Raw genomic sequence first — 24,586 nt, 5'->3', positions numbered from 1 at the left:
ATGCGGTGGGCATCGTATCCTGCAAAAGATAATCACTCGTAATCAGCGAGTGACTGACAATGTTAATAATTCCCTTATCAGGATCTCGACATGAAGAACTTCTTACGCATGACTTTGCTAGCAGTTACCGTGGCTGGCGCTTCTTTTAGCACGCTTGCAGCAACCACATCTAATGTTCCGGCTCCAGCCCAGGATCCGATAGTACAACATCTTAAGTTGAGCACTGACCAGGTTGCGCAGATTAAAAAACTGCACCAGCAGCTTGAAACCAACGTAAGCCAGATTTCGGTGAAGGATGTTAAAGACGGCGCGTTGATTGACGTCATCAAGTCCGGGAAGTGGGATGAAGCAGTCGTCAAAAAACAGCTTTCGGCATTCAGCAACATCGAACAGCAGGCGCGTTATTATCGCGTGAAATACTATTTTGACCTGAACAAAGTGCTGACTCCAGAACAGCGCCAGCAGGTGCAAAAAGACATCGCACAGACGCTAAGCGAATAATTACCAGAGCCTGAATCAGCAATGATTCAGGCTTTTCGGTAAAATCGCCTGTTCAAACAGAAACCCCTGTACAGCATCTGCGCCGCTCATACGGCAAATGGCATAATCCTGTGGCGTTTCTACCCCCTCAATGACAACCCGTTCACCCAGCCCACGAAACTGATTGACCAGAACCCTCAACTGCCACTCCGATGTTCTGAACTGATGAAACATTCCACTTTCAATTTTGATGGCATCGAAACGGATGCCCGACAGCCGCCAGACAAAAAATAGCTCAGGTGAAACATCATCCAGCCACACGCGAAACCCGTGACGCACCAGCGTTTTTACGGCGATGCATACGGCCTGCTGCTCTGCCTTCTCCAGCCGCATCATGGAGCCCGGATCCTGAATCTCAATAACAATCCGCCCCTGATGCACCTGCTTTGTGAGACGCGTGACCCATGACAGACAGGTCAGCATCCTGACGGATAAATTCAACGAATAGCTTCCAGAAAGAGCCAGCACCCGTTGCATTTGCCATAGAAAAAGCTGCTGTTTTGCCGCAATTGAAAGGTGCTTGAAAAACAAATCCAGTGGGAGCGGAGTGCGTACCTGACTTAACACTTCACAGACATCCAGCGATACGTCATCAAAAAAATGAATGCGCTGCAAACGGATCCCAGTGATCTGCAGCAGTTCGGCGTTGCGGGGAAGTTCTGGCACATAACGGGCCTGTTCGCTGAATCTGTTCATATCATTCCATTATTTTATTAAAAGGACGTCGTGCATCCTGCAGCCACGGGATACGGCGATCGTTCGGGTATATCAGGCAAAAGCGCGTCGCCAGACGATGCGCCTCGACAGGGTCGCGCTGTTGCAACGCCAGCAAGATTTGCGTGAAGGAGACATTAGGGTCTGGGTGAACGCGCACATAGTCAGGCGCCCAGCGGCGAACCGCCTCCAGCCAACGAGCGTCCCGGGTACGCTGATACCGTTGCAGATACCCCATCTGGACATCAAACCGATAGCGACTGGTAAGAAGCCAGCCTCCTACAGGGAGCGATTCGGCAAGATGCCACTGCGATGACTGCCTTTCCGCCAGCGTCAGTTGCTGTTGCGTATGCAGCGTGAGAAGCAGCAATGGCGCGACGGTCAGTAGCGAGATAACCCCTGGCGCGCGAATCAGCCACGTCGACGTAAGCACCAGGCGTATTCCAGCTCGGTCGCTGTCTGCACATCGAAGCAACAGGATCAGCAGTAGCCAATGCGGCGTTGACTGCCTGACGGGGTATTCCGTCAGCATATGAATCACCACCGGCAGCGCCGCCACCAGACAGGCGCGACGCCAACGATTTCCATGCATCCAGAGCCAGAAACCACTCGCAATAAAACACAGCGCTCCCACCAGCCCAACCAGACCGCCCTCCACCAGCCATAACACCAGTTCATTGTGCGGATGCGAGATGCTGCTCAACCCCAACGGTCCCGCACGTTCGAGAAACACGGCGGCAAAACTGCCCACGCCCCACCCCGTCCACGGGCGTTCGGCAAATAATGCCAACGACGTTTTGAGTACCGTCCAGCGCACCTGGGAAGTGGTGAAGTGATCGACCGTTGCAACGGACAAAAAATGGCGAACGAGCGACCCCGCCGCCATGCCTGACGCCAACGGCAACAGGAGTAGTAACAACGTACGCCGTTGCGCCGGGAAAACCGCCAGCAGCAGCACTTCACCGATTACCAGAGACAGGTAACCGGTTTGCGACTGGGATTCATGCAGCACAAATCCCATCATCACCAGGCCAACCCCGATGACAATTCGATACCCGTCGCGCAGCCGTAAAAAGAGCGTGGCTGACAGCAACACGCCACAGGCCGCAAAGCTGGCCAGCAGGTTGACCTGCTGAAAAATGCCGTAAGGCCGTGTACCACGTCGCCAGGCAAACTCCCAGTAATCCACGCCCGGCAAATGCCAGTACTGATAGACAAACACCAGACATTCAATCACGCACGCCCCCCATAGCAGGGCCAGCAGTGCCGTCAGGGTGTTTGCCGTGAGAGGAATTTGCAATGTGACCAGATAGACGCTCACACCTCCCAGTAACGCCCCCGCCACCAGTAGTGCCTCGGCCTGCCTGACGTCAGGTGTTAGCAGGCAAAGCAACATCAGGATGAACGCCCCGATCGTAAAACCCGCAGCTGGCACAGTGATGCGCCAGCGTTGACGAGGCGCCAGCATCAATGCGCTTGCAGCCAGTACAACAGCGTAGATCCAGCTCGTAATATTAAGCGGCAACGACAGACCGCTGCCGCCGTTGTTCGGCCAGTAGAGATGCATGGCCCCACACCAGAAAAACAGACTAATACCGAGCAATAATTTCTGCGCAGGCAACGGCGCAATCCGATTCAGTACGTTCATCATGCTACTGGTAGTTCAACGTCCAGGTCCCGCTGGCGCTGAACGGACCGTATTCGAGAGACTGATTTTTTATCGCCGATGGCTCCGCTGCGACCCACGCCAAAAAATTCAGCGTCATCGAGCCTTCTGTTATCTCTTTGACTGATGTGCTCTCATCAAGGCGGATTGCCGTGCCGTCCTCTTCGCTCATCCCAATCCCGATCCCTGACGCGCCCCCTTGTTCACTGCTATCCAGCGCCAGATGATCGGCCAGCTCCGCATCCTCACGACCGCTGAAGGTAACCGAGATCCCACGGAAAACCTCAGGATTGCAGTCGCGTAACTGGATGCTGAATTTTTCCGGCTTACTGCGCCCCGATAGATAGAGATCCTGCGTCGCGATTTGCTTGAAATCGACCTCGATTTTGTCGCCACCCGGTGCAAGGCTGCAGGCCAGTGCTCTGATGGTGCCGTGAAAATACATATCGCCGCCGACCAGTTTGGTGTCGGCCTGTGCCATGCTGCCAAGCAGTAACATACCGGTCGCGAATAACGCCGAGAATCTCATGACATCCCCCTACTGAAACTGCGCGACAACGGTGGCAGAGGCTTCAAATTCACCTTCCTTCACGCTTCCCACGCCCGGCTTTGCCACCGGCGCGGCGGTGAGATTCCAGTCGCCCTGATTCTGGTAAAACCCCTTCACGTTGTAAAATTGATTGGGCACGACGGTGCCACCACTCTCGTCTTTAAGCATAATGCCGAGATCGTCGCGTTTTTGTCCGCCGCTTAACGTGCCGAGGAGATTACCGTTAAATCCCGCCGTGCCTGACGCCGTGGTCGTTTGCACGCCAAGATTGATATTCAGCGCGCCCTGATCGAAGCTGCCGCCTTCACACACCACATGTATAGGGATTGGCTTACTATAGTTAGTGCCGTTGAGCCGGGCAGCGGATCCTGGCAAATCGCCAAACTCAATGCTGATTTTGTCTCCCCGGTTGAAGGTGCATTTGTCCGGTACGGTAATCAGCCCGGATTTAATCACCACGCGGGAAATTGGCGTTGTCGGCGTAGGACCAGCATCCCCTAAGCGCCCAGCAACCTCCACCAGCGACTGGGAGGTAATATTGATGCCATTAATAATGGGTTTTGTGACAATAAACGTCACTTTCCCTTTTGAACCACTTTCTATGTTGGTAGCCCGCTCGTAACCTTTGCGCTTTTTGCAGCTATGATCGTTATAACGATTTGAAAAATTGGTAAAAGGTGCCTGAACGTAGTTGTTATAACGCCCGGCGACCCACACCTGTACTTCCACATCCAGATACTCGTTTAGACGAAAACGGTTCGCTCCCTGATTGGAAGGCGGCATCGTGGTCGTGGTGGTGTAGTAAATCGGTTGTCGGGAGATGTCAGCCTGTTCGCAGTGAAAATCCACTACATACCAACTGCCAAGATTCCAGGGGAACGGCTCCGTTCTGCCGCCCACGTGGTTTTTGCTGACATCCAGCGAGTTCAGTTCAATATCGTACTGATGCGGCGACCCACCTTCCGGCTCACCTTCTCCCTGTGTAAATGCCTGCCCGGCCAGAGGACAGCCTGCCAGCACCCCCCACAGCAGCATTTTGCGCAATACGCTCATAGATACTCCAGCTTAAGTCTGACCAGACCGTTAAACTCTCCGGCGGTCACCTCTCGCCCAAAAGATTCCAGCGCGGCAAGAAAATGAATGGCGTTATCGCCCGGTTTGAGGATCCACATGCGTTGCGGTTGATTCAGGTGGATCAACTGCTTACGTTCAGTCAGTAGCCGGATGCCCGCGCCGCGAACATCGCCACGAATGCGCCCCAAATCGCTGTTTTCCGGTGCGCCTTCAGCCATCATCGTCATCGAAACACCACGCTCCACCGTGCTGTAAGCAAGCTCAGGCATCTCACTGGTCTGCCCGGGAAAATCCCTTAAGGTATGACCGGAGCCCTTTAAACAACCGTTCAGATACAGCGTGACCAATACCGGATCGCTGCGATCGCCGCCCTGGCGAAATCGGCTGGCGGAAATATCACCAAGATCGATAGTCTGATCGCGGGAGGCCATATCCAGCACGCACGGCGAAACGAATACCCGACCATGAAAGCGGACATTGCCATACTCACCGGACACGTTGCTCATATCCTGGCGACCGCTTGTGGCCTGAACCGAGCAGGCCATGCCCGCCATCAGCAGAGCGCAAAGCATCTTTTTCATTTACGAATCCTGTTACCGGGGCTGTTGCTCCATTGGCAATGCTTTACACACATTGCCTGTGCAGCTGAATTTCAATTCGGGATGACCGCCAAAATCGTTCACATACATCATGCTGAACTGGCTAACGCTGCCGTCGGTCACGCTGAAATCGCGAGATGACTTTGGTGAAACCATAACCCCAGGGAAGTCAGTCAGCCTGTCGCCGCCCTGAGCTTCAGGTTTGCGGCTTAAGCCGATCAAGGTGACGAAGTACGGCGTTGGGTTATCCACACTCCAGCGCAGGCCCTGCTTATGAAAGACCAGTTGGTTTTGCCACACGGCGCCCGGTGTTTCCGGCACGATGGCGGTCGGACGGTAGAACAGTTTGATACGCGACTGCATCGCCAGCTGCAGCACGTTCGGCTTATCCGGCTTGGGCGGAATTTCGCGCACGTTCAGGTAGAACAGACTTTCTCGATCCTGTGGCAGAGCGTTAATACCGCTGGTTTTCGTCACACGTGCAATGCCCTTTTGCCCGCCGTTAATCCGTTGTAGCGGCGGTAAAACCATCAGCGGCGAGGTGATTTTTGTTCCATTGGCGTCTTCCACCCACGACTGAGCCAGAAACGGAATGCTCGGACTGGTGTTGGTTAAGTTCGCGCTGACAGAGCGCGCATCACCGGTGATGATCAGGCGGGTACGGTCAAGTGCGATACCCGCCCATGAGGCGTTGATCTCTGCAATAAAAAGCAGACCGCAGGCCACGGGTTTCAGCCAACGCTGCACGGAGTAAAAAGCTTGATTTTTCATGACAAAATTCATTCAGGTTATTGAAATTATTCACAAGGCAACAGCACGTTACCTTCCGGGTTGATTTGTTGCGGCATCTGTAAGTGACACTGAGCACGACCGCCCCAGGCAACAGAAAGACGCTCAGCTGGATTCACACCCGCAATCCAGGCCATGCCGTTTTCCATCACCATGGCGACGCTGACACCGTTGGCGTTAAACACTTCGGCACCAAACGGCGGTACAGAGCCATCCTTCAGGCGCAGCAGCGCCATCATTTTTTGCCCCTGCGCCACGGCGAAGCGCTGATAACCAATCGCGCCTTCCGTCAGGGTGTTGGTGACGATGGCTTTGGTCGCGGAAATATCCTCGTCCATTGCGTCCACATCGATACGGGTATCAAAGCTGTGATAGCTGACGACGTCCGGTACGACGGCAATACCGAAGCGGTTTGAGTGCGCCTGTTCACCGTTCAGCGGTACATTCGCCACACCGTCGGTATCAACCATCACCCTGGCGGTATTCATTGACGCCTGGCTGTTATGCAGCGCCGCGCCGTGACGCGTTGCGGTAAAGCCGCCGCGCATCGTGCCGCCAACGGAGAAATAACGTGATTGCTGCCAGCTGACGTTAGACTCAAGCTCAGCCATCATGCTGCGATGCTTGTAGTAACCATCAAACGCGGTGTGCCCTTCACCGGAAACCCCTGCGCGCAGTCGCCATGGATTGTTACGGTCGCGGTTATCGGAATACGAAACCATCTGACTGGTCTGGTTGCCGCTGTTTTGCACTTCATAATCCATGGAGCGGCCATCGCTCCATGGCACAGAAATGGACAGCGAAAGGCTGTCGTCCCGTTTGCCCTGATACTCAGAGCGGTAAGCAGCAAGGTTGGCGCTGATCCCCTGAATGCCTGCGAACGAAAAGCTGTGCCCCATCGACAACCCGTAACGATCCTGAGAGCCACGATCCCAGTAATTCTGGTGGGTATAGGTCAGGTACAGCGTGGTCGCTAATTGCGGGTCGTCAGCAAAAAAGGTCTTGTTACCGGTGATGGTGTACATCTCTTTTTCGTTGCCGGCGCTGTTGTTATTTTCATACTGCTCGTCAAGGAACTGCGAGAAGGTGCGGAAGTTACGCTGTGAAAAGCGGTAACCAGCAAAGGTGATGGCGCTGTTGTACTCATCAAAGGTTTTGGCATAGCTGAGCTTAAAGGACATCCCTTTTTGTTCAGCCTGATGCTTCACCCGACTCACGGATTGCGTCGCGTCAGCCGACAGCGCACCCAGCCAGCTCAAATCCCGCCCAATCCCCATCGACCAGGCGTTATAACGATCGCCAGTGAGCAACGCGCCGCCATACAGCGACCACGCATTGCTGACCCCCCAGGAAAAATCACCGCTATAAAACGCAGGCCCCTGGACGTCGTGGTTATAACGCGATGGCTTACCGACCGCGGCGTTGTATCGAACATAGCCCGGGCGCGTCAGGTAAGGAATATCGGCCGTATTGACCTGAAAGGTTTGTACACTGCCATCCTGCTCTTCGACGCGAACATCCAGCGTGCCGCGTACCGAGCCGTGCAGATCCTGAATATTAAATGGCCCCGCAGGAACGGTGGTTTGATAGATAACACGCCCCTGCTGACTGACAGTGACCTTCGCATTGCTGCGCGCGATGCCATGTACTTCGGGCGCGTAGCCCTGCAAATTCGGCGGCAGCATGCGTTCGTCGCTGGCGAGGTTCGCCCCGGTGAAACGTACCGAATCAAAAACCTGAGAATTCAGGTAGATTTCGCCGAGCGTCAGTTTTGCCGCCTGCATCGGTAACGGGCGATAGGCATAGATCTGATCCCAATCGATTCGCCCTCGGTTCTCATCCGAAGCGTAATTGGCTTGGTACTGGCCACGAAAACGCCACGCGCCGAGGTTAAAGCCAGTCTGCCCATAGCCAGACAGAGAGCGATAACGATCGCCGCCCTGCTCGTAATGTGTGGCCTGGCCTGAAACGCTGTAGTCAAAAATTAGCCCTGCGACACCGTTATCCCAACGCTCCGGCGGCGTCCAGTCTGGATCGGTATATTTCATCCATGCCTGAGGCACGGTAATGTCCAGTACGCCGGCGCTATTATTCAGCACCACACCCGGCAGGCGGGAAATGTCATAGCAGGCCGCGCTGATCGGGTGAATATAGGTCAGCGCCTCTTCTTTGAGCGCCAGTAATTCAAGTTGTTGTGGCGTCAGACAGGCCATGGATTTATGCGGGTTGGCAGGGTCGACGATATAACGAATCGACTGCTGAGGGATCTCCTGGCTGTTAATACGAACATCCAGCAGATATTCTCCGGGAGTCACAAAGTTGCCTTCGGAAAAACGCTGCAAATCGACATTGTGCCTGTCGCTGGCATCCAGTACGTCGGTATTAAATTCAATGGCCTCATCCGCTTCAACAAATGAAGAGGCACAGACCAGAGCAATAAAAAGCGCCAGACGTTTTTTATCTGTTTTCAGCGTGATCATTTTCGTTCGCAAACCTTCAGATACCCGAATTGCAGTGCAGCTCAGAGATAATTCACAACAAAATGCGTGACCGCAGTAAATTCGCCGGATGTCATTCTTCCGTCGCGGGAGATCAAATAAGCCGTAAAATTGAGCGTGTTTTTCCCTGGGTTAAGCGCATAGTCCGGTGATGGCTCACCCAGATGAATTTGCTGTCCTTTGCCGTCATATATTTCTATCGCTAAATTTTCAGTTTCCGATTGCACGCTCAGATAATCAGGATTGTCACTATCGGGTGCGCCGGAAAAGGTAATATTGGCGCGTTGAAACAGACTCCCCGGATGTTGAGAATCCCCAAGGGAACATCCCAGCAAATGAATGCTGAAATCATGCGCAGATACTTTTTCAGGTTTACCGGAAATATCTCTGGCTGAGAGATCATCAAATTCAACCAGTAGCGACCGGTCGCGCGGATCGACATAACAGGCAGCTTCAATAATATTTCCCCGCATGCGCATTTTGCCGGGCGTACTGACAAGACGATGAGTGTCAGCCAAAACCCATGCAGGCGATATAAAGATAAAAAGCAGTAAAATACGCCATCCAGGCATCACCGCATTTCCTTTCAGTTATTCGCAGGAAGGGTTAGGCAGGCGCATAATTGCGCCTGCTGCAGATCGTTACTGGTAGTCGATCTGGAAATTAACGGTAGATTCGAAATCACCCGGAGTTACCGCTGCAGATGCGTTGTTTGCCTGCAGGTAAGCGACGAAATCAATGTCGGTTTCGCCATCGGTAATGTTGACCTGAGAGGCCGCTTTGCCCCATTCCACGTCCTGGTTGCCGCTGTCAACCATACCGATGCCCGCACCCTTTGCAGTACCCGAGGTGAACGCGGCCAGCGCGTTGTTATCTGAATCAATTGTTGCCGGGGTATAGGTCACAGTAGCCGTTTTCGCGACGGTCGTATCACAGCCCTGCAGCACGATTTTGGCATGCTTAACGCCTGCACGTTGGTTGTCTTTTAACTGAGAGGTTGGGATTTCACCAAAATTTACCTGCACCGGGCTGGATTCTGGGGCCAGACCGCATGCGGAATTAACCAGAGAACCAGTGAAGTGAATTTTACCGTTAGTCGGTTCAACATTTTTTGCAGCATAAGCAGAAGATGCAGTAAAAGTCATTCCCGCCATCAGCGCACAGGCCACAGCCACGTTTTTCATTTTCATATTACTACTTAACCTTATATCTTTTTTTTGGTTATTCCGACGATCTATTTCCGCAGACAATCAATGCAAGGGAAATCCTGATCTGCAGGTGGCGGTAGTGCATATCCTTGCAAACAATCCATCTCAAGCCACCCCGTATTTTGAACTTCATTGGTATTCCATCCGAAATACCGTCCACAGGTGTTTACGCTGTTTCGGGACTTATATTAAGTCGACGAAAAAATGACACAATGCAAAAATCCGGTATTAATCAAACTCAGGGAATCGTGTTGTAACACAGTCTGTCGAGCGATCGTTTACCTAAAAAACAGCCAAAAAACATACCACACCCAGTGTTAATTGCTATTATTTATGGTTTTTATAGAGTTTTTATCTATCAAATATTTTTTTATTTAGCCAGAAGAACAGGCAAAATGTATTTATGAAAGTTTTGTAAAAATGAAATTAGGTATCAAAAGCGAGTAATGACAATAAGATAGTGAAAGAGAGGAAGGACATAGGAGGATTCTATTAGATATATTAAAAGATTGTTATATAAATATTAATAAAGAGTTCTATGGTACAATCATTTTTTATAAATGAATTATGTTATGCTATTGCTTCCCCCACTCGAATGCGAGATATCCTGCTTTAAAGGAGACATCAGTGATTTCTCATATACCAATAAACAAAATCAAATCCGTAATTATTGGTGATGGCTTAGTTTTCAGACCACATAAAAATACCCTAAAAGACCTGGCGTCTGGTGAAATGGCCACATTGAATAATGTGGCAACACAATTACTGCTCTATCTGTTGCAAAATGGTAAAGAGATATCCTCGCGCGATGAAATTCTGCAGAATGTTTTCCAGCATAATGGCGCCAGAGCGACGGATGCTAATCTCAATCAGCACATTTCATTTCTGCGCAAAGCAATAACGTCTACGGGCCATCCTGCAGAACTGATCGTCACCATTCCGCGAATAGGATTTCGGATGGGCGACGCCAGTATCAATATTCAGCAACTGGAGGAAGCACAAGCACCCACCAGAATAGCCAATGTTGCATTGATGCCCAGGAAAAAGAAACGAAACCTGTGGCCTGTCATGATAACAACGTTAATTACCGGCATCGCCGTGCTGGCGACAGCGTGGTTAACATGGATACCCAATAAAATCGCTATGACGGACGCGGCGATCCTGCGGACTATCGACTACGAGCAATGCCGAGTGCATATATTAGGAAACGCCCTCACCGACACCATTACCGAAAAAAAAGCGCTGGATATTTTCAAGTCCGTGGGTATTAACCCTAACTGTTCGTATCCAAAAGATCTGTATCTCAATACCTGGGCGAGCAACCATAATCTGGTTGAGTGGTCGTTTGCAGCTGAATGTGGGCTAAACCTCGGCTATTACCATTGCATCAGCCAGTATCGCCATCATGAGGAATGATATGAAGCAGGAAAGCGATCACTCTCCTTTACTATGGTCAGTCGTGATTGCCATTTTTGGGCTGGCGACTATCGCTTTTTTTATTATCGCCGGGAATGCGAAAAAACAAGAAATCAGTTTTTCCTGTTCCTCGGAATTCACGTCGATACTCGACATCCAAAACACCAAAAAGGAACTCCACGGAATAATGCTGATCACCAGCTACAACTCTGGACACCTCTCATTGTCAGTACAAGGGAAACTCAAAAGTGATGATGGCGAGTTTGCTGTTAACCGAAAACTGTTCTTTCGCTATGCCCGACCACTCGGCCATACCGCCGGCGTTTTTATGCTCACCCCCGACGGACGCGAAAAATCCCCGGATGATGAAGCAACGGATGCTATAGATTATCTTTTCTTTGACGCTTACGAACGTGCCGACAAGCTGTATATGCTAAAGCACCTGAATGAGGAAACGGTTCTTATTGGCGATAACTTTTCACCCCGCTTCGCCTGCGTGATGAATCACTTCGCGAGTTAATCGCCTTCTGGATATGCGTCGGGTTAAGGATGACCTGATGTGTTGCCCACCCGAAAGCACGGGCGCGGTCGATAGAACGTGAGAATGAGATTATTATTTTTGGTGGGTTAAAACGACGAAAGCCTGAATCATTTCTGATTCAGGCTTTCTGAATAGTGGCGGAATGGACGGGACTCGAACCCGCGACCCCCTGCGTGACAGGCAGGTATTCTAACCAACTGAACTACCACTCCGCGTTGTGTTCCGCTTGGGAACGAAGCGAATATTACGGATTGCCTCGCACCTCGTCAACGCCTTTTCTCACGTTTTTTAATCGTTTGCTGCAAAAATCACCCGAATGGCCATTTTCATACCGTAAATGTACAAACTATGCCCGCCAGAGGCAACTTCCGCCTTTCTTCTGCACCAGGTCAAGGCGTGACTCATGGGCCGCTAACTCTTCATCAGTGGCGAAAACAACACGTAGTTTGCTGGACTGGCGCACAATACGCTGGATCCCTGTGTCATTCCTCTGCTGGCTGTCGCCTTCCATTGAAAACGCCATCGTGGTCTGCCCGCCGGTCATCATCAGATAAACGTCGGCCAGAATCTGGGCATCAAGCAATGCGCCGTGCAGGGTTCGTTTACTGTTGTCTATCTCATAGCGCGAGCACAACGCATCAAGGCTGTTTCGCTTGCCAGGAAACATTTTCCTCGCCAGCGCCAGGCTATCGGTTATTTTGCAGAATTCGTTCGTCTTCGGAATATCCCGCTTGAGCTTCGCGAACTCGTAATCCATAAAACCGATATCGAACGATGCGTTATGGATGACCAGCTCCGCGCCGCGAATGTAGTCGAGAAATTCGTCGGCTACATCAGCAAACGTGGGTTTATCAAGCAGGAATTCGTCTGCGATTCCGTGTACGCCGAACGCTTCCGGGTCCACCAGCCGATCCGGCTTCAGGTAAACATGGAAGTTATTGCCGGTCAGGCGGCGGTTCACCACTTCAACCGCACCGATCTCAATGATCTTGTGGCCTTCATAGTGGGCGCCAATCTGGTTCATACCGGTGGTTTCGGTATCGAGGACGATCTGTCGTGTAATTCCAGTGCTCATAACGGTCATTTATGTCAGACTTATCGTTTGATTTCGATTTGCTAAAACAGGAAGTCTACCAGAGATGCTTAAACAGGTAGAAATTTTCACCGATGGTTCTTGCCTGGGAAATCCAGGACCGGGTGGTTATGGGGCGATTTTACGCTATCGCGGGCGCGAAAAAACCTTTAGCGAAGGCTACAACCTTACAACTAATAATCGCATGGAGCTGATGGCAGCAATCGTTGCGCTGGAAGCCCTGAAAGAACAGTGTGAAGTGATACTCAGCACGGACAGCCAGTATGTGCGCCAGGGCATTACGCAGTGGATCCACAACTGGAAGAAGCGTGGCTGGAAAACAGCAGATAAAAAACCAGTGAAGAACGTCGATCTGTGGAAGCGTCTCGATGCCGCTTTAGGCCCTCATCAAATCAAATGGGAATGGGTTAAAGGCCATGCGGGCCATCCGGAAAACGAACGCTGCGATGAGCTTGCGCGCACCGCGGCCATGAGCCCGACTCAGGATGATATTGGGTATCAGACTGAGGCTTAAGCGTCCGGTTTACGGTATTGCCGGGTCGCGCCAACGGCATGACGGATAGGCGTTTTGCTTTTATTTTGTTTCATCGGGTTGAGCGTAAGCGGAATGGTTCGCTTGCGCGCAACCACCAGCTGTAAACAGCCCAGCGCGGGGATATGGGTGCTTAACATTTTCCCGCCCTTCTTATTCCAGGGCAGAACATGAAAACGACTATAGTGCAGCACTTCAAAATTCAGTAATGATAGCCAGTCCAATTGACGCATGAGGGTAAACATCCGACTGTTATAGGGCGATGTCTTACGCAATACGGGCACCAGTTTACGCAAACCCATCAGGCTTACCGGGTTAAAGCCGCTCAAAATCAACCAACCGTCATCAATCAACACGCGATCGGCTTCACGCAGTAGGCGATGCGGATCGGAACACCACGGTAACGTATGGGCCAATAAACAGACATCCACGGACTTATCGGCAAAGGGAAGATGCAAAGGATCGGCCGTCACCTGCATGGGAGAACCCTGCAAAGAAACATTTACCTGATGAGAAACCGCGCACGCTTCGGAATCGATTTCTGCGCTTAAATTACCAACCTTAAGCAGATGAAAACCGTACATTTTTGCGAACCACGGGTTAAGCTGATACTCCAGCGCCTCACGATAGTGTTCGCCCCAGGGCAGATCATCCCAGCTAACGGGCGCTACGACAGTTTGAGGGATCCTTGCCGGTTTCATCACAACCTTCCGTTACGCATTGAGAGGTAATATATGAATCTTAACAGTATTCCTGCATTTCAGGACAATTACATCTGGGTCTTGTCAAATAATGACCAGCATTGTCTGATTGTGGACCCGGGTGAAGCGGCTCCTGTTCTGAAAGCCATTGCAGAGCATAACTGGGTGCCTGAAGCCATTCTGCTAACCCATCATCATCAGGATCACGTGGGCGGAGTGAAAGAGCTACTGCAACATTTCCCACACATAGTGGTATACGGACCAGCTGAAACGCAAGATAAGGGAACGACGCATATAGTCGAAGATGGCGATATTGCACTCGTTTTGGGGCATGAATTTACGGTAATTGCCACTCCGGGTCACACTTTAGGACATATCTGTTACTTTAGTCAGCCTTATCTGTTTTGTGGCGACACGCTCTTTTCTGGCGGTTGCGGTCGGCTTTTTGAAGGCACCCCATCCCAAATGTATCAATCACTTAAAAAACTAAACTCACTTCCTGACGACACATTGATTTGTTGCGCACATGAATACACATTAGCAAATATGAAGTTTGCTTTAAGCATTCTGCCGCACGATTCGTTCATAAATGAATATTATCGTAAAGTTAATGAGTTACGCGTAAAAAAACAAATGACACTACCCGTAATTCTGAAAAATGAGCGACGAATTAATCTTTTTTTGAGAGCGGAAGATGTTGATTTAATTAATGAAATTAACAAAGAAACAATATTGCAACAACCTGAAGAGCGTTTTGCCTGGTTAAGGTCAAAGAAAGATACGTTCTGACAATTCCGGGTTGCCTTTTGAAAACTTCGCCGTTATGATCGGTCGTCTTTTAAGCAACTATTGACACACACATGAAGGCAAAAGCGATATTACTCGCCTCTGTCCTGCTTGTTGGGTGCCAGAATACTGGTAACGTCCAACAACACGCACAGAGCCTTTCTGCAGCTGGTCAAGGGGAAGCAGGAAAGTTTACAAGTCAGGCGCGATGGATGGACGACGGAACATCTATCGCCGCTGATCAAGATTTGTGGGCTTTCATTGGTGACGAGCTAAAGATGGGAATTCCGGAAAACAGCCGGATTCGCGAACAGAAACAGAAGTATTTACGCAATAAGAGCTATCTCCACGATGTAACTTTACGGGCAGAGCCGTATATGTACTGGATAGCCGGGCAGGTTAAGAAACGTAACATGCCTATGGAACTGGTACTACTACCCATAGTGGAGAGCGCTTTTGATCCTCACGCAACGTCTGGCGCCAATGCCGCAGGTATTTGGCAGATCATTCCGAGCACGGGGCGCAATTATGGTTTAAAACAGACCCGCAGTTATGATGCACGTCGCGACGTTGTGGCTTCCACCACCGCCGCGCTGGACATGATGCAGCGTCTGAACAAGATGTTTGATGGCGACTGGCTGCTGACCGTTGCTGCTTATAATAGCGGTGAAGGTCGTGTCATGAAGGCAATCAAAACGAACAAAGCTCGTGGTAAACCCACTGACTTCTGGTCGTTGCCATTGCCTCAGGAAACGAAGCTATACGTGCCCAAAATGCTGGCATTGAGCGATATACTCAAAAACAGCAAACGCTATGGCGTACGTCTGCCAACAACAGACGAAAGCCGCGCGTTGGCACGTGTTCGCCTGAGTAGCCCGGTTGAGATGGCTCAGGTTGCCGATATGGCGGGTATTTCCGTTAGCAAGCTGAAGACCTTCAATGCAGGCGTGAAAGGTTCCACGTTGGGTGCCAGCGGCCCGCAATATGTGATGGTGCCAAAGAAGCATGCAGAGAAGCTGCGTGAGTCTCTGGCTTCAGGCGAAATTGCAGCCGTGCAGTCAACGCTGGTCGCGGATAACACGCCGCTGAACAGCCGTAGCTACAAAGTTCGCTCTGGCGATACGCTTTCTGGCGTTGCTTCACGTCTTGGCGTGAGCATCAATGACCTTAAGCAGTGGAATAATCTGCGCGGGTCGTCGCTGAAAGTAGGCCAGAATCTGACGGTGGGCGCTGGCAGCAGCGCACAGCGACTGGCGAACAACAGCGATAGCATCACCTATCGTGTGCGTAAAGGCGACTCGCTCTCGAGTATTGCCAAACGCCACGGGGTTAACATCAAGGATGTGATGCGCTGGAACAGCGATACGAATAATCTACAGCCAGGCGATCAGCTAACGTTGTTTGTGAAAAACAACGACATGCCGGACTCCTGATAGCATTGTAGAAATGAAGGCACTGGTTTCCCCCCAGTGCCTTTTTCATTTATCCCGCTTTATGTGCCTCAACCATTATCGTGTCGCTGGTAAACGAGCCATCTTCCTGTAACGCAAAGTAGTCTTTCACTTGTGCAGAAGCACTTTGTTGGTAGGCACGAATCGCGTCGCTCAACGCTGCAGGCGTACGCATCCGCGCCACCCACGAACTGAATTCCAGCGCCAGGCGATCGGTTAACAAGGTATCGGCAATCAGATTGGCGTCATTGATTAACGACAACCACTCTCCGCTGGAATAGTTGCGTACGTGTGAGGTATCGCGTAATGCCTCCACGGTTTGCAACCAGATATCACGTACTGGGTGGCCAGGCGACATCACATCCATCACAATCAGTACACCCCCGGGCTTCAGAACGCGGTTCACTTCCCGCAGCGCGCGCCCGACATCATGCCAGTGATGCGCGGAATAGCGGCTAATCACCACATCAAATACGTTATCTTCAAATGGCAGGCTCTCAGCATACCCCTGCCGTGTGGCGATATTTTCCAGACCTCGGTCTTTTGCCGCCTTAGCAACCACTTCAAGCATCTGCGACGATAAATCATAAGCCACGACCTGCTTTACCTGTTGCGCGGCCACAAAGCTAGCGTGCCCTGCTCCGCATCCCATATCCAATACGCGAGCCTGCGGAAATGCCGACAACCTTTCCCCCAGACGTTGCAAGTCACGGCCAGAGGCGTGCACCGTACTGGTTAAATAGGCATTAGCCTGAGAGCCAAACTGTTTTTCGACGTTGTCATGGTGAGAGCGTGTTGTCATTGTGTTGTCCTTCGGTTGTTATGAAATATGAAGGGCAACCATCACAGGCCTGCCCTATGGCAGACCTGACACACCGTTATTGTTCAGGTTTGCCGGGACTGAATTCAACGAGTAGCGGGTTGTGATCGGATGCACGGGTGACCAGCACAGAGGCTTCACTCACGTTCAGACCGCGATAGAACACAAAATCAAGAGGGCGACCAAACGCACGGCGGCGCTGATCGTCAGTAAAGCGAACCTGGCGCAGCGACATTTCACGCGCAAAACGGTACAGCGCATTCATCCGTCGACGGCTCCAGGCATTAAAATCGCCAGCCATGATCACCGGACCGCTGTGATGAGCAATCTGATCGCCAATGGGAAGTAACTGCTTACTATAGACATCAACGCCAAGGCTAAAGTTAACCGCGTGGATATTCACCACCATTAACAGCCGAGTGTCAGGCAACGGGTACACCGTCACCAGCGCCGATTTCGCCAGCCGTAAAATAGGCTCACGCTCGCGCAATGGACAGCAGTAAACAGGATGAGCAGCAGAGAGCGTCATGACGCCAGAGGGATGCTGAGGCAGCACAAAGGCCGGAACCTGATCGGCAGCAAGATAGTTAGCGGTCGCAAACTGCACCAGTTCTGGCGTGGTTTGTGCTTCCTGCAATAACACCAGATGCGCATCTTTGCCAAAATTCTTCAGCACCGACTGCCATTCTGCGCGCTGCTGTTTAAAAATATTCCATACCAGCACGCGAATGCGATCTTCACTGCTTAACGGAACGCCTGCGGGTAATGCCTGGCCAATATGCGCAAACGACCCCGGCGGTAAAATCCGCTCGGCGGGTTGTCCGGCAACATAACGCATGGCATAGGTGTTTTTTCGCACTTTAGACTTTCAAACCTCTGTAACGTCAACCAGTCCGCAGCCGGACTGGTTCTTCTGTTATAGGGATTTTAGCACTCACTTTCAACGAACAATTGCAGTTTGTTTTGTAAGTGGGCGCTTACATCAATGATTTACCCCAAAGCAACGCGCGCGGGCTTATCAAGACGACCGCTGAGTCCCATCAGCAGGAAAGCAACCAGGACAATAAGTGCGCCAATCCACGGCGTCTGCGCCAGACCATAATGCTCGACCGTTTGTCCACCAATCACTGAACCCAGTGCAATGCCAATGTTAAACGCCGCAATGTTCAACCCTGACGCCACATCTACAGCATTAGGCGTAAATTGTTCCGCTTTCTGTACCACATAGACCTGCAACCCCGGTACGTTACCAAAGGCAAAGATCCCCATTACCAGGATGGTAGCCAGCGCGGCATACTGTGTAGAAGCCGTCAGTTGGAAAACCATCAGCAGAACAAACAGTGCGGCGAAAATGAATTTCAGCGCAGGAACGGCACCATGCTTATCCGCCAGCTTACCACCCCAGATATTACCGATAGCCACTGAAACACCGTAACCCAGTAAGATCCAGCTTACTGCTGCCGGAGAGAATCCCGCCAGATCCTGCATCATCGGTGCCAGGAAGGTGAATGCCGTGAATACACCGCCGTAGCCCAGTGCCGTAACGGCATAAATCAACAACAGACGGGGATGAGTCAGCACTTTCACCTGGTCGCGAATGCTGGCGGCTGCACGACCGGGAATGTTGGCGGGGATCAACAGCTGGCTACTGATCAGTGCAATCACGCCTAACATTGATACCGCAAGGAAAGTCTCGCGCCAGCCAAAGTGTTGACCAATAAACGTTCCCAGCGGCACGCCGGTTACCAGCGCCACCGTTAAGCCACCAAACATAATGGCGATGGCGGAGGCCGCTTTCTCTTTCGGCACCAGACTTGTCGCGATGGTAGAACCAATCGAGAAGAATACACCGTGTGCCAGCCCAGTCAGCAGACGAGCGACAATGAGTGTCATATACCCGGGAGCCTGCCATGCCAGCAAATTCCCCGCCGTAAACAGAACCATCAGCGCAACCAGTAACTGCTTACGTGGCAGGCGTCCGGTCAAAGCGGTCAGTACCGGTGCGCCAATCGCCACACCCAGCGCATAGATGGAAACCAGCATCCCGGCGGAAGGTAACGAGATCGCCAGTTGTTTAGCGATGGTCGGCACCAGACCAACAATCACAAACTCAGTAGTGCCTATAGCGAAGGCACTAATTGTTAGTGCAAATAAAGCGAGAGGCATAAATAACTCCGTAACATCAGTAATCAGATGACACGCAGTATGCCTGGATGTTTTAATGACAAAAATATTCAAAATCTCAATATAATTTTGCGTCAGGTGCAAAAATGAAAGCAACCTCTGAAGAACTTGCGATTTTTGTAGCGGTAGTCGAAAGCGGCAGCTTTAGCCGGGCGGCAGAACAGCTTGGACAAGCCAATTCCGCGGTCAGTCGGGCAGTAAAAAAGCTGGAGATGAAACTGGGCGTCAGTTTGCTTAATCGAACGACCCGACAGCTAAGTCTCACTGAGGAAGGAGAGCGCTACTTCAGGCGGGTGCAGCAGATACTGCAAGAGATGGCTGCAGCAGAAACGGAAATCATGGAGTCGCGTAATACTCCGCGCGGCCTGCTGCGCATCGACGCAGCAACACCGGTGATGTTGCATTTCCTGATGCCGCTAATCAAACCGTTCCGGGAGCGGTATCCCGAGATGACGTTGTCTCTCGTCTCCTCGGAAACATTCATCAATCTTATTGAACGAAAAGTGGATGTTGCTATACGAGCGGGTACACTGACTGACTCGAGTCTACGTGCGCGTCCGTTATTTACCAGCTATCGCAAGATTATTGCCTCACCGGAGTACATTGCCCGTTTTGGTAGACCAGAGACCGTCGAGGAGTTAAAACAGCATCTGTGTCTGGGGTTTTCCGAACCGGTTTCGCTCAATACCTGGCCAATTGCCTGTAGCGACGGACAGCTGCATGAGGTCGAGTGTGGAATTTCTTCCAACAGTGGGGAAACGCTAAAACAGCTTTGCCTGAACGGCAACGGCATCGCCTGTCTTTCAGATTATATGATAGATAAAGAGATCGCGCAGGGAGAGCTAGTGGAACTGCTGGCCGATAAACGTCTGCCGGTAAAAATGCCTTTCAGCGCCGTTTACTACAGCGATCGTGCGGTCAGTACACGTATTCGTGCATTTATAGACTTTTTAAGTGAATATATAAGAACAGCTCCCGAAGGAGCTGTAAAATAGGGGTAAGGGATACACAGGCTCGGGCAATTAATCCCAGGCAGGAGCCAGACCTTCCGGGCTGACCAGACGATCGTTGCAGTCCAGTGCCGCGATCATTTTTTTATCTTCGGCATCCAGATGCAGTTCCAGCGCCAGCAGGTTGCTTGCCAGGTTTTCACGTTTGGTAGAAGAAGGAATTACGGAGTAACCTTCCCCCATTGCCCATGCCAGAATAACCTGCGCCGGAGTCGCATTATGTTTAGCGGCAATGTGCGCAATCACTTCATCTTTCAGCGCGTTACCGTAAGCCAGTGTCATGTAAGAGGTGATGTGGATACCGTGTGCTTTCGCCCAGTCAACCACCTTACGGCTCTGAAGATACGGAGAAAGCTCAATCTGGTTGGTCGCAATATTGTCTGCGCCTACTGCGGCAATGGCTTTTTCCATCAGCGCAATGGTGAAGTTTGAGATACCAATTTCACGAGTCAGTCCCTGCTGTTTTGCTTCGAGCAGCGCCAGCATGAATTCCTCAACAGATACAGCATCTCCTGGAGATGGCCAGTGGATCAGCACCAAATCAACATAATCTGTACGCAGTTTCTTCAGGCTTTCTTTCAGACTTGGGATCAGTTTTTCTTTGCTGAGATTTTCAATCCAGATCTTGGTGGTGATGTACAGTTCGTTACGCGGTACGCCGGTTTCGGCAATCGCCTGACCAACAGCCGCTTCATTATCATAGATTTGCGCAGTGTCGACAGCACGGTAGCCTAGTTCAAGCGCCGTTTTAACAGAAGCGATAACCACGTCGTCTTTCAGGCGGAAAGTACCCAAACCGAATGCAGGGATAGCCATAGAATTCCTCTTTTTAATCACTATGTTCATCAACTAAGAGGATTATGACTTCCAGCTCTTTATAGAAAAAGAGTGATAAATGCAGAGGATTTTTGCGGATGTAGCAATAATCAAACTGCAGGCAAAGAAAAAGCCCTGAGCTAATGCTCAGGGCTCTTAATAAGTGGCGGAACGGACGGGACTCGAACCCGCGACCCCCTGCGTGACAGGCAGGTATTCTAACCAACTGAACTACCGCTCCACCGAATTTCTTTGTCACTACCCGGATTCTTCATCCCGGTTTACTGCAATTTGATGCCTGGCAGTTCCCTACTCTCGCATGGGGAGACCCCACACTACCATCGGCGCTACGGCGTTTCACTTCTGAGTTCGGCATGGGGTCAGGTGGGACCACCGCGCTACAGCCGCCAGGCAAATTCTGTTATCAGACCACTTTATGCGTTCTGATGTAATCTGTATCAAGCTGAATATGATGTCTGTCTTTCGCCAAAACATCTTCGGCGTTGTAAGGTTAAGCCTCACGGTTCATTAGTATCGGTTAGCTCAATGTATCGCTACACTTACACACCCGACCTATCAACGTCGTCGTCTTCAACGTTCCTTCAGGAGACTTAAAGTCTCAGGGAGAACTCATCTCGGGGCAAGTTTCGTGCTTAGATGCTTTCAGCACTTATCTCTTCCGCATTTAGCTACCGGGCAATGCCATTGGCATGACAACCCGAACACCAGTGATGCGTCCACTCCGGTCCTCTCGTACTAGGAGCAGCCCCCCTCAATTCTCCAGCGCCCACGGCAGATAGGGACCGAACTGTCTCACGACGTTCTAAACCCAGCTCGCGTACCACTTTAAATGGCGAACAGCCATACCCTTGGGACCTACTTCAGCCCCAGGATGTGATGAGCCGACATCGAGGTGCCAAACACCGCCGTCGATATGAACTCTTGGGCGGTATCAGCCTGTTATCCCCGGAGTACCTTTTATCCGTTGAGCGATGGCCCTTCCATTCAGAACCACCGGATCACTAAGACCTGCTTTCGCACCTGCTCGAGCCGTCACTCTCGCAGTCAAGCTAGCTTATGCCTTTGCACTAACCTCCTGATGTCCGACCAGGATTAGCTAACCTTCGTGCTCCTCCGTTACTCTTTAGGAGGAGACCGCCCCAGTCAAACTACCCACCAGACACTGTCCGCAACCCGGGTAACGGGTCCACGTTAGAACACCAGCCATTAAAGGGTGGTATTTCAAGGATGGCTCCATGCAGACTGGCGTCCACACTTCAAAGCCTCCCACCTATCCTACACATCAAGGACCAGTGTTCAGTGTCAAGCTATAGTAAAGGTTCACGGGGTCTTTCCGTCTTGCCGCGGGTACACTGCATCTTCACAGCGAGTTCAATTTCACTGAGTCTCGGGTGGAGACAGCCTGGCCATCATTACGCCATTCGTGCAGGTCGGAACTTACCCGACAAGGAATTTCGCTACCTTAGGACCGTTATAGTTACGGCCGCCGTTTACCGGGGCTTCGATCAAGAGCTTCTCCTTACGGATAACCCCATCAATTAACCTTCCGGCACCGGGCAGGCGTCACACCGTATACGTCCACTTTCGTGTTTGCACAGTGCTGTGTTTTTAATAAACAGTTGCAGCCAGCTGGTATCTTCGACTGATTTCAGCTCCATGAGTAAATCACTTCACCTACATATCAGCGTGCCTTCTCCCGAAGTTACGGCACCATTTTGCCTAGTTCCTTCACCCGAGTTCTCTCAAGCGCCTTGGTATTCTCTACCTGACCACCTGTGTCGGTTTGGGGTACGATTTCGTGTTACCTGATGCTTAGAGGCTTTTCCTGGAAGCAGGGCATTTGTTACTTCAGCACCGTAGTGCCTCGTCATCACACCTCAGCGTTAAAAAGGTACCGGATTTACCTGGAACCTCCGCCTACATGCTTAAACCGGGACAACCGTCGCCCGGCTAACATAGCCTTCTCCGTCCCCCCTTCGCAGTAACACCAAGTACAGGAATATTAACCTGTTTCCCATCGACTACGCCTTTCGGCCTCGCCTTAGGGGTCGACTCACCCTGCCCCGATTAACGTTGGACAGGAACCCTTGGTCTTCCGGCGTGCGGGGTTTTCACCCGCATTATCGTTACTTATGTCAGCATTCGCACTTCTGATACCTCCAGCATGCCTCACAGCACACCTTCAACGGCTTACAGAACGCTCCCCTACCCAACAACACATAGTGTCGCTGCCGCAGCTTCGGTGCATGGTTTAGCCCCGTTACATCTTCCGCGCAGGCCGACTCGACCAGTGAGCTATTACGCTTTCTTTAAATGATGGCTGCTTCTAAGCCAACATCCTGGCTGTCTGTGCCTTCCCACATCGTTTCCCACTTAACCATGACTTTGGGACCTTAGCTGGCGGTCTGGGTTGTTTCCCTCTTCACGACGGACGTTAGCACCCGCCGTGTGTCTCCCGTGATAACATTCTTCGGTATTCGCAGTTTGCATCGGGTTGGTAAGTCGGGATGACCCCCTAGCCGAAACAGTGCTCTACCCCCGAAGATGAATTCACGAGGCGCTACCTAAATAGCTTTCGGGGAGAACCAGCTATCTCCCGGTTTGATTGGCCTTTCACCCCCAGCCACAAGTCATCCGCTAATTTTTCAACATTAGTCGGTTCGGTCCTCCAGTTAGTGTTACCCAACCTTCAACCTGCCCATGGCTAGATCACCGGGTTTCGGGTCTATACCCTGCAACTTAACGCCCAGTTAAGACTCGGTTTCCCTTCGGCTCCCCTATACGGTTAACCTTGCTACAGAATATAAGTCGCTGACCCATTATACAAAAGGTACGCAGTCACCCAACAAAGAGGCTCCCACTGCTTGTACGTACACGGTTTCAGGTTCTTTTTCACTCCCCTCGCCGGGGTTCTTTTCGCCTTTCCCTCACGGTACTGGTTCACTATCGGTCAGTCAGGAGTATTTAGCCTTGGAGGATGGTCCCCCCATATTCAGACAGGATACCACGTGTCCCGCCCTACTCTTCGAGTTCACAACCTGTGCATTTTGGTGTACGGGACTATCACCCTGTACCGTCGGACTTTCCAGACCGTTCCACTAACACACAAGCTGATTCAGACTCTGGGCTGCTCCCCGTTCGCTCGCCGCTACTGGGGGAATCTCGGTTGATTTCTTTTCCTCGGGGTACTTAGATGTTTCAGTTCCCCCGGTTCGCTTCATTACGCTATGTATTCACGTAATGATAGTGTGTCGAAACACACTGGGTTTCCCCATTCGGAAATCGCCGGTTATAACGGTTCATATCACCTTACCGACGCTTATCGCAGATTAGCACGTCCTTCATCGCCTCTGACTGCCAGGGCATCCACCGTGTACGCTTAGTCGCTTAACCTCACAACCCGAAGATGTTTCTTTCGATTCATCATCGACTTGCAAAAATTTGAGAGACTCGAACACACCGCTTATCTGTTCTTATTTACGGAGAACAGACACAGTGTGTCGTTTCAATTTTCAGCTTGATCCAGATTTTTAAAGAGCAAATATCTCAAACGTCACCCGAAGGTAAGTTTTGAGAT

General features: G+C 51.3%; 21 protein-coding genes, 2 tRNA genes, 2 rRNA genes and 1 pseudogene. 7 read left to right on the top strand and 19 right to left on the bottom strand.

Features of this window, described 5'->3' with window-relative positions:
* Nucleotides 1–90 precede the first annotated feature (90 nt).
* Nucleotides 91–501, top strand: coding sequence for a Spy/CpxP family protein refolding chaperone (locus tag SK34_RS11875; RefSeq protein ID WP_048233101.1), 411 nt, complete (start codon nucleotides 91–93; stop codon nucleotides 499–501).
* Between the two features lie 15 nt (nucleotides 502–516).
* Here the strand turns inward: SK34_RS11875 and SK34_RS11870 are convergent, their stop codons facing one another.
* The 9 genes from SK34_RS11870 to SK34_RS11830 form a co-directional block, all read right to left on the bottom strand.
* Nucleotides 517–1,236 (bottom strand): EAL domain-containing protein, encoded by a 720-nt coding sequence (locus SK34_RS11870; protein WP_003838873.1) that lies wholly within the window; start codon nucleotides 1,234–1,236, stop codon nucleotides 517–519.
* Nucleotide 1,237: 1 nt separating this feature from the next.
* Nucleotides 1,238–2,905, bottom strand: coding sequence for an O-antigen ligase family protein (locus tag SK34_RS11865; protein WP_048233099.1), 1,668 nt, complete (start codon nucleotides 2,903–2,905; stop codon nucleotides 1,238–1,240).
* 1 nt (nucleotide 2,906) lies between these two features.
* Entirely contained in the window at nucleotides 2,907–3,449 is a 543-nt protein-coding gene (locus tag SK34_RS11860) for a fimbrial protein (protein ID WP_044702515.1), read from the bottom strand.
* Between the two features lie 9 nt (nucleotides 3,450–3,458).
* Nucleotides 3,459–4,523 (bottom strand): fimbrial protein, encoded by a 1,065-nt coding sequence (locus tag SK34_RS11855; protein ID WP_044702517.1) that lies wholly within the window; start codon nucleotides 4,521–4,523, stop codon nucleotides 3,459–3,461.
* A complete protein-coding gene (locus tag SK34_RS11850) occupies nucleotides 4,520–5,125 on the bottom strand; it encodes a fimbrial protein (protein WP_032948581.1) in 606 nt (201 codons plus the stop codon). The genes SK34_RS11855 and SK34_RS11850 overlap by 4 nt, the downstream gene beginning before the upstream one ends.
* A 12-nt stretch (nucleotides 5,126–5,137) precedes the next feature.
* Nucleotides 5,138–5,914, bottom strand: a complete 777-nt coding sequence (locus SK34_RS11845; RefSeq protein ID WP_003838882.1) for a fimbrial biogenesis chaperone — start codon at nucleotides 5,912–5,914, stop codon at nucleotides 5,138–5,140.
* Between the two features lie 26 nt (nucleotides 5,915–5,940).
* Nucleotides 5,941–8,412: a fimbria/pilus outer membrane usher protein gene (locus SK34_RS11840; RefSeq protein WP_048233098.1), complete on the bottom strand. Its 2,472-nt coding sequence runs from the start codon at nucleotides 8,410–8,412 to the stop codon at nucleotides 5,941–5,943.
* Between the two features lie 41 nt (nucleotides 8,413–8,453).
* The gene (locus SK34_RS11835; RefSeq protein ID WP_003838886.1) at nucleotides 8,454–9,002 is read right to left on the bottom strand and encodes a fimbrial protein; all 549 of its coding nucleotides are present in this window, start codon (nucleotides 9,000–9,002) and stop codon (nucleotides 8,454–8,456) included.
* Between the two features lie 69 nt (nucleotides 9,003–9,071).
* Complete coding sequence (locus SK34_RS11830) at nucleotides 9,072–9,620, bottom strand: fimbrial protein (protein WP_044714304.1); 549 nt, start codon at nucleotides 9,618–9,620, stop codon at nucleotides 9,072–9,074.
* A gap of 645 nt (nucleotides 9,621–10,265) precedes the next feature.
* Between SK34_RS11830 and SK34_RS11825 the strand changes: the two genes are divergently transcribed.
* Both SK34_RS11825 and SK34_RS11820 read left to right on the top strand, forming a co-directional pair.
* On the top strand, nucleotides 10,266–11,054 hold the full coding sequence (locus tag SK34_RS11825) for a winged helix-turn-helix domain-containing protein (protein ID WP_032948574.1): 789 nt from the start codon (nucleotides 10,266–10,268) through the stop codon (nucleotides 11,052–11,054).
* Nucleotide 11,055: 1 nt separating this feature from the next.
* Complete coding sequence (locus SK34_RS11820) at nucleotides 11,056–11,574, top strand: hypothetical protein (protein WP_003838893.1); 519 nt, start codon at nucleotides 11,056–11,058, stop codon at nucleotides 11,572–11,574.
* 156 nt (nucleotides 11,575–11,730) lie between these two features.
* On the opposite strand, the gene SK34_RS11815 is transcribed toward SK34_RS11820, so the two are convergent.
* A tRNA-Asp gene (locus SK34_RS11815) sits at nucleotides 11,731–11,807 on the bottom strand.
* A gap of 134 nt (nucleotides 11,808–11,941) precedes the next feature.
* The gene (gene dnaQ, locus SK34_RS11810) at nucleotides 11,942–12,670 is read right to left on the bottom strand and encodes a DNA polymerase III subunit epsilon (protein ID WP_003031410.1); all 729 of its coding nucleotides are present in this window, start codon (nucleotides 12,668–12,670) and stop codon (nucleotides 11,942–11,944) included.
* On the opposite strand from dnaQ, the pseudogene rnhA reads away from it, so the two are divergent.
* Nucleotides 12,624–13,202: pseudogene (rnhA, locus tag SK34_RS11805) on the top strand (ribonuclease HI). The gene dnaQ and the pseudogene rnhA overlap by 47 nt on opposite strands.
* On the opposite strand, the gene SK34_RS11800 reads toward rnhA, so the two are convergent.
* The gene (locus SK34_RS11800; protein WP_003031413.1) at nucleotides 13,199–13,921 is read right to left on the bottom strand and encodes a class I SAM-dependent methyltransferase; all 723 of its coding nucleotides are present in this window, start codon (nucleotides 13,919–13,921) and stop codon (nucleotides 13,199–13,201) included. The pseudogene rnhA and the gene SK34_RS11800 overlap by 4 nt on opposite strands.
* 33 nt (nucleotides 13,922–13,954) lie before the next feature.
* Here SK34_RS11800 and gloB point away from each other — a divergent pair, with 33 nt between their 5' ends.
* Nucleotides 13,955–14,710: a hydroxyacylglutathione hydrolase gene (gene gloB / locus SK34_RS11795; protein ID WP_048233097.1), complete on the top strand. Its 756-nt coding sequence runs from the start codon at nucleotides 13,955–13,957 to the stop codon at nucleotides 14,708–14,710.
* Nucleotides 14,711–14,781: 71 nt separating this feature from the next.
* Nucleotides 14,782–16,140 carry a murein transglycosylase D gene (gene mltD, locus SK34_RS11790; protein WP_003031421.1) on the top strand — a complete coding sequence of 453 codons (1,359 nt, stop codon included), beginning with the start codon at nucleotides 14,782–14,784 and terminating at the stop codon, nucleotides 16,138–16,140.
* Nucleotides 16,141–16,189: 49 nt separating this feature from the next.
* On the opposite strand, the gene SK34_RS11785 is transcribed toward mltD, so the two are convergent.
* From SK34_RS11785 to SK34_RS11775, 3 genes are all read right to left on the bottom strand, one after another.
* The gene (locus SK34_RS11785) at nucleotides 16,190–16,960 is read right to left on the bottom strand and encodes a class I SAM-dependent methyltransferase (protein ID WP_048233096.1); all 771 of its coding nucleotides are present in this window, start codon (nucleotides 16,958–16,960) and stop codon (nucleotides 16,190–16,192) included.
* 76 nt (nucleotides 16,961–17,036) lie between these two features.
* Nucleotides 17,037–17,837 carry an endonuclease/exonuclease/phosphatase family protein gene (locus SK34_RS11780; RefSeq protein WP_003031427.1) on the bottom strand — a complete coding sequence of 267 codons (801 nt, stop codon included), beginning with the start codon at nucleotides 17,835–17,837 and terminating at the stop codon, nucleotides 17,037–17,039.
* Nucleotides 17,838–17,968: 131 nt separating this feature from the next.
* Nucleotides 17,969–19,144, bottom strand: a complete 1,176-nt coding sequence (locus tag SK34_RS11775) for an MFS transporter (RefSeq protein WP_048233808.1) — start codon at nucleotides 19,142–19,144, stop codon at nucleotides 17,969–17,971.
* 104 nt (nucleotides 19,145–19,248) lie between these two features.
* Here SK34_RS11775 and yafC point away from each other — a divergent pair, with 104 nt between their 5' ends.
* Nucleotides 19,249–20,157, top strand: coding sequence for a DNA-binding transcriptional regulator YafC (gene yafC, locus SK34_RS11770; protein ID WP_048233095.1), 909 nt, complete (start codon nucleotides 19,249–19,251; stop codon nucleotides 20,155–20,157).
* A 27-nt stretch (nucleotides 20,158–20,184) separates the two neighbouring features.
* On the opposite strand, the gene dkgB is transcribed toward yafC, so the two are convergent.
* The 4 genes from dkgB to SK34_RS11750 form a co-directional block, all read right to left on the bottom strand.
* Nucleotides 20,185–20,988 carry a 2,5-didehydrogluconate reductase DkgB gene (gene dkgB, locus SK34_RS11765; protein ID WP_016149586.1) on the bottom strand — a complete coding sequence of 268 codons (804 nt, stop codon included), beginning with the start codon at nucleotides 20,986–20,988 and terminating at the stop codon, nucleotides 20,185–20,187.
* Between the two features lie 164 nt (nucleotides 20,989–21,152).
* Nucleotides 21,153–21,229, bottom strand: a tRNA-Asp gene (locus tag SK34_RS11760).
* 55 nt (nucleotides 21,230–21,284) lie between these two features.
* Nucleotides 21,285–21,400 (bottom strand): 5S ribosomal RNA (gene rrf / locus SK34_RS11755).
* Between the two features lie 95 nt (nucleotides 21,401–21,495).
* Nucleotides 21,496–24,402: ribosomal RNA gene (locus SK34_RS11750) — 23S ribosomal RNA — on the bottom strand.
* Between the last annotated feature and the right edge of the window lie 184 nt (nucleotides 24,403–24,586).

Origin of the sequence: Citrobacter sp. MGH104 (assembly GCF_001034485.1) — a bacterium.
Classification (GTDB): Bacteria; Pseudomonadota; Gammaproteobacteria; order Enterobacterales; family Enterobacteriaceae; genus Citrobacter; species Citrobacter freundii.
This window is presented reverse-complemented; position numbering and strand designations above follow the sequence as displayed.